Source organism: Oleiharenicola lentus, assembly GCF_004118375.1.
Taxonomy (GTDB): Bacteria; Verrucomicrobiota; Verrucomicrobiia; order Opitutales; family Opitutaceae; genus Lacunisphaera; species Lacunisphaera lenta.
Map to the genome: position 1 here is coordinate 914,739 of NZ_SDHX01000002.1, position 13,137 is coordinate 927,875.

The window sequence follows — 13,137 nt, forward strand, 5'->3', positions numbered from 1 at the left end:
GCAGGCATCAAGGGAAAACCTCTGCCCCGCCGGCAGCAAATTCCATCCCGCTCGCACCATAGAATGAGAGGCGGCGGGCACCGGCTTAATCGGTGAAATCCGTGTCGGGTGCGGTGAGGTCCAGCTCCTTGATCCAGACGTTGCGGTAGCGCACGTCGTGGCCCTCGGCCTGGAGCTTGAGCGGGCCGGGCACGTCCGTGATTCCCTTGCCGCCGTCGTTCCCGCCATCAAGGCCGGAATTCGGTCCGCCCCAGACCTGGTTGATCAGCTGGTTGTGATGCACCTTCACACCGTTGAAATACATCGTCACCATCGCGGGCTGCACGCGCCGGCCGCCCTCGAAGCGCGCCGCGCGGAAAACGAGGTCGTAGGCGTTCCACTTCCCGAGCCCAGCGTAGAGGTGGTAGGGCGATTCGGTCTCGTTTATCACAGCGCCCATGCCGTGCTTGGTTTTGTCGCCGTCGCAGATCTGGATCTCGTAACGGTTCTGCAGATAGACGCCGCTGTTGCCGCCGGGATTGTTGGCGAGGAACTCGATGTGCAAGCGGAAATCGCGGTAGGTCTTCTTCGTGATGATGTCAGCCGCGCCGTATTTGCCCCCGGCCGCGGCGGGGTCGTAAGTCTGCACCACCGAGCCTCCATCCACCGGATCTTCGACGATCTTCCACTTGATGGGCAGCGCGGACCCGAAGCGCGGCCCTTCCCAGTAGGTCCATTTCGCGTCCAAAAGCTCGCGCGAGCCGTCGAGGATCACCTCGGCCCCGGGAAGGGGCTTGGCGCCGAGACCCACGGCGGCGAAAACGGAGGGAGCGGAACAGACCACCAGCAGGAGGGCCGAGAATAGACGACGGTTCAGAGACATGGGGAAGAGCGGCTCAATTTTGCGCGACCACCGCCGGCGTGGCCTCGGTCTTCACGCGGATCACATAGTAGGTCGCGTCGGTCTCGCCGACATTCTTCCAGCCATGCTCGTCGTTCGAGGCCAGGAACAGCACCGCACCGGGACCGACGCGCGTGGTGACGCCGTTGACCGTGACGTCGAGCCTGCCTTCCTTCACGAGCACGATCTCCTCGTCGGGATGGCGGTGCGGCGGATGCGGCGCGAGGCCGGCTCGGATCGTGGTCACATGGACGGAGAAATTGGCCATCGTCGCCGTCGGCAGACTGGTGAGCGCGCGGCGCTGGCCGACCTTGGTCTCGGACACTTCCAACTTGTCCCACGCATAGATCGCCGAGCCCAGTCGCGCCGGGTCGGCCGGCAGCGGCGCCTTGCCGCGCATCTCCGCGGTCACGGCGGTCGTGAAGTTGAACACAAAGTAGGTGGCCGGCTTGTCGCCGGCGTTGCGCACAGCGTGCGGATCGTTCGACGCGAAAAAGAAAACCGAACCAGGGCCGACGCGCGTGTTTGTGCCGTTGATATGCACGTCGAGTTCGCCCTCGCGCAGGATGATGAGTTCCTCCTGCGGATGCGTGTGCGGCGGGTGCGAGGCGAGCCCGGGGTTCAGCGTACTGATGTGCGACTGAAACTCCCGCAGTGTGGCGGAAGGCAGGCGCGCGACCTCGCGCCGCTCACCCACGGCCGTGAGCTTCGCCGTGAAACCCTCCCAGGTGAAGATTGTGGAACCGAGCGCAGGGGATTCAGCAGCGTTGAGAAGCATGGGCAACAACAGGACCGGCCACAGCCGGCAGAATCGGGGGGTCATGGGGTAGCGAATGTCAGTCTGCTCAGCAGGCCGGGATTGGCAAATGGCAATCCATGCAGCCGGAAAAAGCTTCTGCCGCCAGCGTCGTCCCTGTAATCCGTTGACCAAACAAAAACGCCCCCATGCAACGCACTCTTGTCAAAGACGCCCACAACGCCACCGCCGCGGCCGATGCCATTTTACTCCAAGGCTGGGTCCGCACACGTCGCGACTCCAAGGCCTTCTCCTTCGTCGAACTCAACGACGGCTCCTGCCTCAAGGGCCTGCAGATCGTCGTGGACGCCTCCCTCCCCGACTACGCGCAGGTTGCCCGCGCCCACACCGGCGCCTCCATCGAGGTCCGCGGCAAGCTCGTCGCCTCGCAGGGCCAGGGCCAGAAGTGGGAAGTCGTCGCCACGGAGTTTAAAGTAGTCGGCGAGGCCGACGGCACTTACCCGCTTCAGAAGAAGGGTCACACGCTCGAATTCCTCCGCGAGATCGCCCACCTCCGGCCGCGCTCGAACCTCTTTGGTGCCGTCTTCCGCGTCCGCAGCCGCCTCGCCTACGCCGTCCACCAGTTCTTCCAGGAACGCAGCTTCCACTACGTCCACACCCCGATCATCACGGCGAGCGACGCCGAGGGCGCGGGCGACATGTTCCGCGTGACCACCCTCGACCTTGAGAACCCGCCGCGCGGCGAGGACAAGCACGTGGACCACACCAAGGATTTCTTCGGCAAGAAAACTTTCCTCACCGTCTCCGGCCAGCTCGAGGGCGAGATCTTCGCCTGCGCGCTGAGCAACATCTACACCTTCGGTCCGACCTTCCGCGCCGAGAACTCCAACACCTCGCGCCACGCCGCCGAGTTCTGGATGATCGAGCCGGAGATGGCGTTCTGCGACCTGCAGGGCGACATGGACCTCGCCGAGGCGTTCGTGAAACACCTCATCCGCGACGTGCGCACGCACTGCGCCGCCGACCTGGAGTTCTTCAGCAAGTTTGTGGACAAGGACCTGCTCCCGCGCCTCGACTTCGTTCTCGAGAAACCCTTCGTCCGCTGCAGCTACACGGAAGCCGTCGAGATCCTCGAAAAGTCCGGCAAGACCTGGGAGCACCCAATCTCGTGGGGTGCCAATCTCCAGGCCGAGCACGAACGCTACCTCACCGAGGAACACTTCAAGTGTCCGGTCACCGTCTACAACTACCCGCGCGCGATCAAGGCGTTCTACATGCGCGTGACCGACGGCTGCGCGCCCGACCGCCAGACCGTGGCCGCGATGGACCTGCTCGTGCCCGGCATCGGCGAGATCATCGGCGGCAGCCAGCGCGAGGAGCGCCTCGAGCTGCTGCGCGAGGGCATGGCTCTGCACCACCTCGACGAGAAAGCCTACTGGTGGTATCTCGACCTCCGCCGCTACGGCACGGTGCCGCATGCCGGCTTCGGCCTCGGCTTCGAGCGCATGCTCATGTTCGTGACCGGCATCGGCAACATCCGCGACGTGATCCCCTTCGCCCGCACCCCGGGCACGGCCGATTTCTGATCACCCGGGACAACCCGAACTTGCTGTCGGCCAGCACGACGGCGCAGCCAGAGCAGGAAAGGCGGCGTCGCGACTGAGTCGCTCTCAGGTGCCGGCGGAGCGCAGCGCGGATCGCGATGCCTGTTTTCTGCGCAACAAGGCTGCCATCGCCAAGGCGCCCAGAAACCAGCGGCTCGGAGCCCCGCCACCTCCCCCGCCACCGCCCGAGGCCGGAGGTGAAACGCTGGGCGGAGGGACGACGACGGCATTCTGGGTCGTGACGCTGGCGGTGCCGGAGTAGGCGCTGGACCCTGCGCTGCTCACCGCCCGCACCCGGAAATAATAGGTGGTCGCGGCGCTCAGCCCGCCGACCGTGCGGCTGGTGGTGTTGGCCGCCAAGGTGGCTGTGACCAGGCCGCTGGTGAATGTGGAGTTGGTGGCTTGATCCAGTTCGAAGCCATCCTCGTTGGCGGCGTTGTCGGCCCACGTGAGTCCTACCTGACTGGACGACGTCGCGGTGGCCGCCAGCCCGCTCGGCGCATTGGGCCCGGCCCCGGGCGGCGGCAGCGCCTGCCCGCCGGTCAGGGCATTGATGTTGTCCGGATCAATCATGGTCCCGGTGGAGCGATCGAACAGCCACATGGTGTTGCTACCCGTGCCACCGGCGTCCCACCAGATCGGCTTGAGTCCGAGGGCGTTGGCCTTGTCCGTGATTGTTTTGCTGAAGAAGGTTCGGGAGGCGAGGTGCCGGCTCAGCTCCGTGCCCGTCAGGTCGGCGTAGCCCGTGCGCTTGACCGCGCCCCACTCGCCAATGATCACCGGCACGCCCTTGCTGACGAACTTGGTCGCCATTTTTTGAAACTGCTCATCCGCGTAGGCCTCCTCGCCCCACGTCGAATTGCGGTCGAGCATCGTGGGGGAGTGGTAGCCCTGTCCCCAAAAGTAGAACATCTTCCCCCAGGTCTCGTCCTTGGTCATCAGGGTCCACTGATAGGGATAGTAATGCACTTCGACCATAAGACGGCTGGCCGTCACATCGGTCGGCAGCGTGTTCACCCAGTCGTAGGTCTTGTCGATGTTGGTGTCGGGCCCCTGGATCACGAGCCAGCGGGAGGCGTTGTTGCCACCGGTGGAGCGGACGGCACTGATGAAAGTGTTGTAGTAGCTCCGCAAAGTCGCCCACTCGGCCGCCGTCTTGCAGTTGGGCTCGTTGGCGCCGGCGAAGAGCAGATGGTCATCGTAGCCGGCAAAGGCCGTCGCGATCTGGGTCCAATAGGACTGCATCTTCGCGTTGATGGTCGGGTTCACCGTGTCGGTGATGTTGTTCTCCAGCCACCCGCCGTCCCAGTGGATGTTGATGATGACGTGGAGCTTTTTCGCGTAACACCAGTCCACCACCTGTTTCACGCGGGCCATCCACACGGGATCGATCTGGTAAGTGGACTGATTCGCATGGATGTCCCACGCCACCGGGAGACGGATCGTGTTGAAGCCCGCATCGGCGACGGCGTTGATCAGGTTCTGGGTGGCCGCCGGGCCCCAGGAGCCCTCGCTGGGGACGGCTTCCAGCGTATTGCCGAGATTCCAGCCGTAGGTCGGGGTCGGGAGTTGGGCTGATGCGGGCGCGATCAGCAGCACAGGAAGCAACAGCTTAAGGAGCGAGAGGGAGCGCATGTTGGGGGGAGCGAGCGGACGCTTTCATCTACTGGCAGAAAAATAAGACAGTGAGCCCCGAATCAGGGCATCACCGGGGCTTATGAATGAAGGCCATAGCTGGCGGCGGGCACGGTGGTAAGTTTTTTCCCACCGCATGACGCACGACGCGTGCTGCCGGAGAAAACCCGTATCACTCCGACGAGCGCGGATGGCGCCAAGGCCCGGCAGACCCGCGAAAAGGCGTTGATCAGCGGATGCTGAAAAGGGGGCTGCCGTTTCGCTCCCCCTATCGGTGATTGGGGAGAAGTCGCTGAGGGCCACTTTAGAATTTCAATTCGACCCGCTTCCCGCCGGCAGCAGCGGAGGCGTAAATGGCTTCGACCACGACCATGTCGCGGCGACCCATTGCGCCGGGCACGAGATTGGGCGCGCCGTCGCGCACATGGAGCGCGAAGGCGTCCATCTGCAACGCCTGCTGGCTGGCGGGCGGTGTCACCGTGACCGGACCCTTGCTCGTGGCGGCACGCAGGCCGCGGTAGCTGTAGGCGGGGCCGACCTCGAACCAGCCGCCCTTCGCCTCGGCGCGGAAATCGTTCCGGTTGCTGTTGTAACTGGTGTAACCCTGGCCCTTCGCGCCGTTGGCGAACTCCATCGTCCACTCGATGCTTTCCTCGACATCCACGAAAAACTCCGGCCGCGCTTTGGGCAGCTCACGCGCCGTGATCGCCACTGCCGGAGCCGCGCCGGCCGCCATGAAGGTTTCCTGGATCACATAGACGCCGAGATCCATGAGCGGGCCGCCGCCGGCGAGTGCCTTCTGCGCGCGCCATTGGTGCCGCCCCATGGTGAACGCGAAACCGCCGTTCATGTTCATAAAGGGCCCGAATTCCTGTGTGCGCACCAGGCGCCGCAACTCCTCGTGGAAGGGGTCGTAGTGCAGCCGGTAACCCATGCCGAGACGCACGCCGGCCTGCTGGCAGGCCGCCATGATCGCGTCGCACTCGGCGACGGTGTTGGCCATGGGCTTCTCGCAGATGACATGCTTGCCGGCCCTCGCCGCCGCGATCGAGTGCTCGGCGTGCAGGCCGTTGGGCGTCACGACATAGACGATGTCGATGTCGGGGTTGTCCGCCATCTTCGCCATCGTGTCGTAGCCGTAGATGCTCGTCTCGGGGAAACCGTAATCCGCCGCCCACTTCCGGCCCTTCTCGGGCGAACCGGTCACGACGCCCGCCAGGCGGCAGTGCTCGGTGATCTTCAATGCCGGCCCCAGCTGACCGGCGCTGTAGCCGCCGAGGCCAACGAGGGCGACGCCGAGTTTCTTCGGCGCGGCAATCGCCAAGGCGGCGCGGGGCGCCAACGCCAGTGCGCCGGCGGCGGAAAGTTGACCGAGAAAACGGCGACGGGAAACGGCTGGGAGGGGGCGTGGGGTGCTCATGGGGGTGCTCTACCTATGGACACGAGCCGGTTCACCGCAAGCGGGCCTTCCGGTCTAACATACGTCACGTCGCCAGCGGCAGCTCTATGCTCGCCCTCACTCCGACTGCCGGCGGCCACGGATCCAGGGCAAACGATCCGTGGTAGAGCGCCACCCCATTGCGCACGATGGCCAGTCCGATGCCGAAGCCTCTTTGTTCGCGACGATTTCGGCCAAATTGCCGGAAAGCGACGACCGCGCCGCGCTCCTCCGCCCTCATCCTCGCATCCGGGCGGCTCTGACCGGATGCACCTTGGAGATTATCCAGAACCTTTTCTCCGTCCAATAACCCTCAGCCCGGTAGCCGGAAGGATTCGAACTGGCGCTTCAGCTCCATCATGAAGGCGGCGGCTCCGGCTCCGTTCACAACGCGATGGTCAAAGGTCAGGGACAGCGTAACCACTTCCTGCGGATAAACTACGCCGCCATCCTTGATCATTTTCTCGTGCGCCGAGCCGATGAACAGCGTGCTCATGGCGGGCGGCACGACGATCGGCGTGGCGCTCTCAACGCCGAAGGCGCCAAGGCTGCTGATGTTCAGCGGCGCCTGCACCTCGACGAGTTTGCCCGAGCGGGTCTCCTCGATGGCACGGTTATAGCCGACCACGAAGTCCGACCACGCCAGTTTGTTGGCGGTGGCGATGGCCGCGGTGCCGAGCCGGTCGCCCTCGAGTGCCACCGCGACGCCAAGTTCAAAGTCACCGAGCTCGGTGATCACGCCGTCCTTGTTCACCACCCGGCGGAAACCGGCGTGCAGTTCCATCGCCCGCGTCACGCACCACGCCATCATGGCCGAGGGCGAGGCGGCGGACTTGCCGTGCAGCGACTTCGACTGCTCGCGGGCGAGACGGATCGGCTCCCAGCGGCAGTCCATGAGCAGATTGGCCGGCACGACCGTGTCGAGCCGCTTGGTGATCGCGGGAGAGAGGGCGGGCGGGCGGACGTTGCCTTGCATAAGCTTGGAGGGTTGGGCCGCGAGCGCGGGCGCGGAAACGGTCTGCACGGAAGCGGTCACCCCGGCTGCGACCACCGTGGGGGCGGGTTTCTTGTTGGCCGCACCCTCAACCGGCAGGCCGGCGACACTGGCGGCGTCGCCGGTGACCAGCGCGATGTCCTGGCCGATCAGCACGGTTTCCTCGAGCTTGATGCGCCACGCCTTGAAGGTGCCGGCAAACGACGCCTCGACGGGATACACGGCCTTGTCGGTCTCCAGTTCGCACAGCACCTCGTCGTGTTTCACGGCGTCACCGGGCTTCTTGTTGAGGCTCACCACGCGGGCCGAGCGCAAGCCCTCGCCCATGATCGGCACGCGCACGATGATGTCGCTCGTGCCGGGAATGACGGTGTTCTGGGGCGCATGGGCCTCGGCGACGGCAAAAGGCGCGGTCGAGCCGGTGGACGGCGGCGGCACCGGGGCGGTCAGCGCCACGACCTCCTCGCCGCGGGCCACGTCCAGTGCGAGCGTGCGGCGGAGAGCGTCGAGGATGCGCGGCACGTCGGGCAGCGCGGCGTATTCGTAGATCGGGTTGTAGCCGATCATCACGTTGCCCTTCGACACCAGCAGGGGCGGGGCCTTCAACGCGGCCCACAGGTCGGGCCGGCCCATGAGGTGGGTGATGATCATCTGGCCGACGGAGCAGTTCTCCGTGTCCTCCTGCACGATGACGAGGCGGCCGGTCTTGCGGACGGATTCCTCGACGGCGGTCTTGTCCCACGGGGCGATGGAGCGCAGGTCAATCAGTTCGACCGAGGCGCCGTCCTTCAGCTCGGCGAGTGCCTCCTGCGACTTTTCCACCGTGTTGCCCCAGGCCACGAGCGTGAGATCGGTGCCCTCGGTGAGGCGCCGGGCGGAGCCAAAGGGAATCGCGGTGATGGGCGCGCTCGTCTCGCGTTCGGCCCAGAGCATGTGCTTGGGGAGCAGGAACAGCGTGATGTCCTCCGCGTGCATCGCGGTCCAGAGCAGGCCGGCGGCGTCCTCCGGCGTGGACGGAATCACGACGTTGATGCCGGGAAAATGCGCGAAAACCGCCTCGTTGGCCTGCGAGTGCCAGAGCGCTCCGCCCGGCAGGTAGGCGCCGTAGGGCGCGTAGAACACGACCGGCACCTTCCACTCGCCGTTGGAGCGCCAACGGAGATTGGCGAGGTTCTGCACCAGCTGGTTGAAGCCGGGGTAGATGAAGTCGATGAACTGGATCTCGAAGACCGGCCGCCGCCCGTAGAGCGCGAGGCCGCCGCCCAGACCGATGATGGTGGACTCAGCCAGCGGCGAGTTGAACACCTGCGCCGGGAAATCGGTGGAGAGCTTCTGCGTGAGCCGGAACACGCCGCCCTTGGGATCCTCGACATCCTCGCCGAAGATCATGCGCGCGGGATCGGCGTCGAGGCCGGCGCGGAGCGTCCGGTTGATCAGGTCGCCCATGCGGTATTTGCCGGGCTGGAAGAGCTCACCGGTCAGCTCGGGCGCCGGGCCCATCGACTCGAGCAGGAGCTCGCTGGCGCGGGGATTGTCGGCCTTCTCGGCGGCGGCGTAATCACGGCGCACCTTCTCCTTCAGGTCGGTGTCGAGCTTCTCGTAGTCCTGTTCCGTGAGATCGCCGTCGCGGATCATCTGCCGCTTGAGATTGCGGATGGGGTCGTGCTGCTCGATGCGGGCGATGTCCTCCTTCGAGCGATAGAGCGTGTGATCGTCCGAACTGGTGTGGCTGGAGAGACGCTCCGTCTTCACCCAAAGGAAGGCCGGACCGTGGCCGGCGCGGAGCGCCGCCAGCGCCTGCTGCGTGGCCGCATGCACCGCCAGCGGGTCGGAACCGTCCACCACCTGCCACTGCGCGGGGTTGATCACCTGCAGGGCGAGTGGGTTGATGCGGCGCGTGGGCGTCGAGATGCCGTAGGCGTTGTCCTCGACGATGAGCATCAGCGGGAGCTTCTTTTCCTGCGCGAAGCTGACCGCCTCGTAGAAATCGCCCTGCCGGGTCGCCGCGTCGCCAATCGTGGTGACAACCACGCCGTCCTTCTGGTCCAGCTGCAGGCCCCAGGCGATGCCGCAGGCAGGGACGAGCTGCGAACCCGTGGGCGTGGGCACGCTCACGATGTTCAGCTCCCGCGAGCAGTAATGGGACGGCATCATGCGTCCGCGGGAGGCGGAATCGCGCTTGGCAAAATACTCCAACGCCAGCGACCGCGTGGTCATGCCCCGCCCCATGCACAGGCCGCGGTCGCGGTAGTAGGGCAGCAGGTAGTCGCCGCCGCGCAGCTGGACGCCCAGCGCCGCCAGTCCTTCGTGGCCGCGGCCGGACACATGGAAATGTCCCTTGCCCTGCCGGTTCAGGCTCTCTTCGCGCAGGTCGGCGTGCCGACTTTCCAGCATCGTCACCAGCAGGTGACGCTTTTGTTCTTTGTTGAGGGTCTCGACCTTGGCCATGGGCGGGATTGGTCTGACATTACCCGGCAACCGGTTTGCAACTGCAACGCATTTCTCGGCGGGGGCCGGTCAACTCTTGGCCGGGCCCTGCAACAGAGGTTGCCGCCCGAGGGCCGTGACAAAGGCCAGCACCCGTTCCGCGGTCTCGCGCGATGTGGCGGGCGCGAGGGTGACCTGCACTTGGGCGGTCTCGCCCACCGGATCAAAGAATTTCAGCCCGATCAGCCGTTCGGGCGCAGGGGTGGCACCGCTGATCTCGGCGAGGCCGGTGCCCGAGGCGCAGGATGCCAGCACCATCTCCTTCGGCATGAGTTTGCCGAACCGCTCGAACCGCGCGCGCTTAGAGGCGATGTCCTCCGTGACGGTTTCGATAATGATGTCGCAAAACTCCAGGTCCTCCAGACCGGTGGTGATGCTGATGCCGCCCATCGCCTTGTGCGCGGCTGCGTGGGTGATCTCGTTGCGTTCTTCGGCGGCTCGGAACAGGTTGCGGACATTTTCCACCGCATGGGTCAGCGCACCGGCCTCGAGGTCGTGCATCATCACGCCCAGGCCCTTGGTGGCGCACCAGTGGGCGATGCCCGTGCTGGTCTTCTCGACGCCGACGATGCCGATGGCGCGCAGGGGTTTGGGCGGGGGGGTCCCCGCCGGCGGCGGTGGAAACCAGGGATGCAGCGAAACGGCGTGACTCATGACGGGGTAAGCGGAAGCAAGCTTGGCGGGCGGCTGGGTGACGGACAACTGCTTTTATCGCCGGGTGAATTTGTGCAGGTATTTCAGGGCCACCTCGAAATCCTGCGGTCGCGGCGCATGCAGCGTCGCGGGCTCACGGGTGAGCGGATGCTTGAAGGTCAGGGCCGCCGCGTGCAGGGCCAGCCGGGTGATGAGCGGGCGCTCCTCGTCGCGGCCCTTGTAACCGCGCTTGAGGTCCGAGAGCAGCAGTTGTGTCTCGTTGCCGTAGAACGGATCGCTGAGAATCGGCGTGCCTGAGGCGGCGAGATGCACGCGAATCTGGTGCGTGCGCCCGGTCTGCGGCCGGCATTCGACGTGGGCGAAACCGGGACGGCCCGCCGGCTGGGGAAAACGAGCGAGCACCCTGAAGTCCGTCACGCTGGCCTTGCCGTGCTTCTTCACCACGCACATGCGGCCGGGCTTGGCGTCGTCTTCCTTCAGCACGAAGTCCACCGTGAACTCGTCCTGCGCGGGCAGGCCCACGGTCAGGGCCTCATAGACCTTGCCCACGGTCTTGGACTGGAACTGCCCGCTGAGGAAATCTAGCGCCGGCTTCGTTTTCGCGCAGAGCACCAGTCCGCTCGTGTCGGCGTCGATGCGGTGCACGTTGGCCACCCCGTGGCCCATTTTTTCATGGACCATGTCCATGAGGTTGGCGCGCGACTTGTCCCAGCGGTCCGGCGCGATCAGCAGCCCGCTCGGCTTGTCGAACGCGATGAGGCTTTCGTCCTCGAAGATGACGGGCGGCAGGGCGGGCATGTCGGGTCAGGGTGCGTCAGCCCACGCCCGCCGCAATCCCATACCTGTCGGTCCTCGCCCCACCCTATTTCTGGATCACAAACACCTGGAACTGCATCATCGGCGCGGCCTGGGCGGAGGAAGTGGCGACTACCTTGCCGCTGGGAACTTCCACCAGTGACACGGTAAAGGTTTCCTCGTCCCGCTCGGCCCGCAGCCGGTAGTCGCGGACGGCGGGGATAACGAGGTCCACGTCGCCGGTGAACTCGCCCTCCTTGTCGCCCAGCGCCACCACGAGCCGGTGATGGCCGGGCTTGAGCCCCTCGCTGCTCGCCACCAGCGCACCGTCGATCAGCTGGATCCGGCAGGCGATCTCCTTGTCCGTCGGCACCGCGCTGGTCTTGGCGGGCTGCACCTGCAGGGTTGCGCCTTTTTCGGGCGGCGGCGGAGCGCTGGTCGGGGTCGTGCAACCCGCGAGGAGCAACAGGCCGAGTGCGGCCAGCAGGCGTGTCAGCAGTCCGGCCAAGGCATCCGTGCGCGACAGATTCATCCGGTCCATCAAGCTGTCCGCCGGAGAAAAGTCCACCCGGTTTCCCGTTACCGACGTGTGAAAACGGGGTGAACCGCCGGTTCGCACCACCCTCAGCGTGTGAACAACCCGAGATCGATGGACTCGGCGATGACCTTGTAGCCGGGGGCGGACAGATGCAGGTGGTCGCCGCCGTCAGTGGCGGCGCTGAGTCTGGCGGGATTCGCGGGATCGCGGGCCACGGCGTCGAAATCAATCACGGCGTCGAAGCGGCCGCTGCGGCGAATCCAGGCGTTGACCGTCTGCCGGGCGGCCTCGCGCTCGGGGGTGTCGTAGTTCTTGAACCCGCCGAGGGGCATGATGGTGGCGCCATAGACCTTGATGCCATGGTCGTGCGCGCGGGTGATCATCTGGTCGTAGGCGGAGATGAGCTCTTGCGCCGTGGCGGCCACGGTTTCGGGCGAGGAGGTGCCGAGATCGTTCACGCCCTCCAGGATGATGAGCCACTTCACGCCCGGCTGGGCGATGATGTCGCGGTCGAAGCGTCGCAGGGCACTGATGCCGAGCCCGTCGCGCAGCACGCGGCCGCCGCCGACACCGTGATTCAGCACGGCCACATCGGCCGTGGCGGGATTCGCGCGCAGGCGCTGCGAAAGAATGTCGGGCCAGCGGTCGTTGCCGTTGGTGGTCGAGCCACGCCCGTCGGTGATCGAGTCGCCCAGAATGGCCACCGCCGCCGCCGGGCGCCGGGTCCATACGTCGAGGCTGCACATGAAATACCAGTGGTCCGTGCGCTTGGCCTCGGGCAGGTCGGCGGCATCAGGTGCCGCGCCGCCGTAGGCAAAATACGAGGTCGTGCGCGAGCCCGGGTGGCCCGTGACATCACTGGGCGAGGCCTTGGTCACCGTCGTGATGGCCACGTCGGCCATCGGCGCGAGCGCCAGGTCCACCGGATCGGAAATCACGGTCGCACCGGAGTGGAGCGTGACGGACGCCGCGCCGCGAAACGTCAGCGCGCGACTGCTGCCCGGCTGGATCTTCGCGTCGGCGAAGCCCTCGGCCAGCGCCACGTGTGCGGCTTCGATCGTGAGCGGGCTGTTGCCAAATTCGTTGGAGAAACGCACCCGCAGCTTTTCGCCGCCGATGGAGACGCGCAGCTTCTGGCGCACCGTGGCCTCCGTGAAGCCCGGCTCGGGCGGCAGGTTGCCCTTCTCGGTGAGCTGCTGGCTCGTGGCCCAGGTGGCCACCCAGCGGCCGGTGGGTTCCGAGGCGAGAACCGAGGCGAGGCCAAGGAGCCAGCCAGTCAGAAGCAGGAGTCTTTTCATGGGGTGGAGATACAGTGACCCGACACCGGCAAGGACACACCGGTTTCGCTCTTGTTG

10 protein-coding genes are annotated in these 13,137 nt (G+C 65.9%); 1 reads left to right on the forward strand and 9 read right to left on the reverse strand.

The window, feature by feature from the left end:
• Positions 1-85: 85 nt before the first annotated feature.
• Together ESB00_RS17585 and ESB00_RS17590 are read right to left on the reverse strand one after the other, a co-directional pair.
• Complete coding sequence (locus ESB00_RS17585; protein WP_129049231.1) at positions 86-862, reverse strand: 3-keto-disaccharide hydrolase; 777 nt, start codon at positions 860-862, stop codon at positions 86-88.
• 13 nt (positions 863-875) lie between these two features.
• On the reverse strand, positions 876-1,703 hold the full coding sequence (locus ESB00_RS17590; RefSeq protein WP_129049233.1) for a cupin domain-containing protein: 828 nt from the start codon (positions 1,701-1,703) through the stop codon (positions 876-878).
• Between the two features lie 122 nt (positions 1,704-1,825).
• On the opposite strand from ESB00_RS17590, the gene asnS reads away from it, so the two are divergent.
• Entirely contained in the window at positions 1,826-3,223 is a 1,398-nt protein-coding gene (gene asnS, locus ESB00_RS17595) for an asparagine--tRNA ligase (RefSeq protein ID WP_129049235.1), read from the forward strand.
• A gap of 84 nt (positions 3,224-3,307) precedes the next feature.
• On the opposite strand, the gene ESB00_RS17600 is transcribed toward asnS, so the two are convergent.
• The 7 genes from ESB00_RS17600 to ESB00_RS17630 form a co-directional block, all read right to left on the reverse strand.
• Positions 3,308-4,876 carry a glycoside hydrolase family 5 protein gene (locus ESB00_RS17600; RefSeq protein ID WP_129049238.1) on the reverse strand — a complete coding sequence of 523 codons (1,569 nt, stop codon included), beginning with the start codon at positions 4,874-4,876 and terminating at the stop codon, positions 3,308-3,310.
• A 304-nt stretch (positions 4,877-5,180) separates the two neighbouring features.
• Positions 5,181-6,296 carry a Gfo/Idh/MocA family protein gene (locus ESB00_RS17605; protein WP_129049240.1) on the reverse strand — a complete coding sequence of 372 codons (1,116 nt, stop codon included), beginning with the start codon at positions 6,294-6,296 and terminating at the stop codon, positions 5,181-5,183.
• 331 nt (positions 6,297-6,627) lie between these two features.
• A complete protein-coding gene (locus tag ESB00_RS17610; protein ID WP_129049243.1) occupies positions 6,628-9,756 on the reverse strand; it encodes a thiamine pyrophosphate-dependent enzyme in 3,129 nt (1,042 codons plus the stop codon).
• 69 nt (positions 9,757-9,825) lie between these two features.
• The gene (locus ESB00_RS17615) at positions 9,826-10,449 is read right to left on the reverse strand and encodes a 3-hydroxyacyl-CoA dehydrogenase family protein (RefSeq protein WP_129049245.1); all 624 of its coding nucleotides are present in this window, start codon (positions 10,447-10,449) and stop codon (positions 9,826-9,828) included.
• A 54-nt stretch (positions 10,450-10,503) separates the two neighbouring features.
• Entirely contained in the window at positions 10,504-11,247 is a 744-nt protein-coding gene (locus ESB00_RS17620) for an RluA family pseudouridine synthase (RefSeq protein ID WP_129049248.1), read from the reverse strand.
• Between the two features lie 64 nt (positions 11,248-11,311).
• Positions 11,312-11,776: a hypothetical protein gene (locus tag ESB00_RS17625; protein ID WP_129049250.1), complete on the reverse strand. Its 465-nt coding sequence runs from the start codon at positions 11,774-11,776 to the stop codon at positions 11,312-11,314.
• A 92-nt stretch (positions 11,777-11,868) separates the two neighbouring features.
• The gene (locus tag ESB00_RS17630; protein WP_129049253.1) at positions 11,869-13,080 is read right to left on the reverse strand and encodes an SGNH/GDSL hydrolase family protein; all 1,212 of its coding nucleotides are present in this window, start codon (positions 13,078-13,080) and stop codon (positions 11,869-11,871) included.
• Positions 13,081-13,137 lie beyond the last annotated feature (57 nt).

Coding starts and splice junctions, on each gene's coding strand:
- ESB00_RS17585 (WP_129049231.1), bottom strand. CDS start 862: ATGTCTCTGAACCGTCGTCTATTCTCGGCCCTCCTGCTGGTGGTCTGT.
- ESB00_RS17590 (WP_129049233.1), bottom strand. CDS start 1,703: ATGACCCCCCGATTCTGCCGGCTGTGGCCGGTCCTGTTGTTGCCCATG.
- asnS (WP_129049235.1), top strand. CDS start 1,826: ATGCAACGCACTCTTGTCAAAGACGCCCACAACGCCACCGCCGCGGCC.
- ESB00_RS17600 (WP_129049238.1), bottom strand. CDS start 4,876: ATGCGCTCCCTCTCGCTCCTTAAGCTGTTGCTTCCTGTGCTGCTGATC.
- ESB00_RS17605 (WP_129049240.1), bottom strand. CDS start 6,296: ATGAGCACCCCACGCCCCCTCCCAGCCGTTTCCCGTCGCCGTTTTCTC.
- ESB00_RS17610 (WP_129049243.1), bottom strand. CDS start 9,756: ATGGCCAAGGTCGAGACCCTCAACAAAGAACAAAAGCGTCACCTGCTG.
- ESB00_RS17615 (WP_129049245.1), bottom strand. CDS start 10,449: ATGAGTCACGCCGTTTCGCTGCATCCCTGGTTTCCACCGCCGCCGGCG.
- ESB00_RS17620 (WP_129049248.1), bottom strand. CDS start 11,247: ATGCCCGCCCTGCCGCCCGTCATCTTCGAGGACGAAAGCCTCATCGCG.
- ESB00_RS17625 (WP_129049250.1), bottom strand. CDS start 11,776: ATGAATCTGTCGCGCACGGATGCCTTGGCCGGACTGCTGACACGCCTG.
- ESB00_RS17630 (WP_129049253.1), bottom strand. CDS start 13,080: ATGAAAAGACTCCTGCTTCTGACTGGCTGGCTCCTTGGCCTCGCCTCG.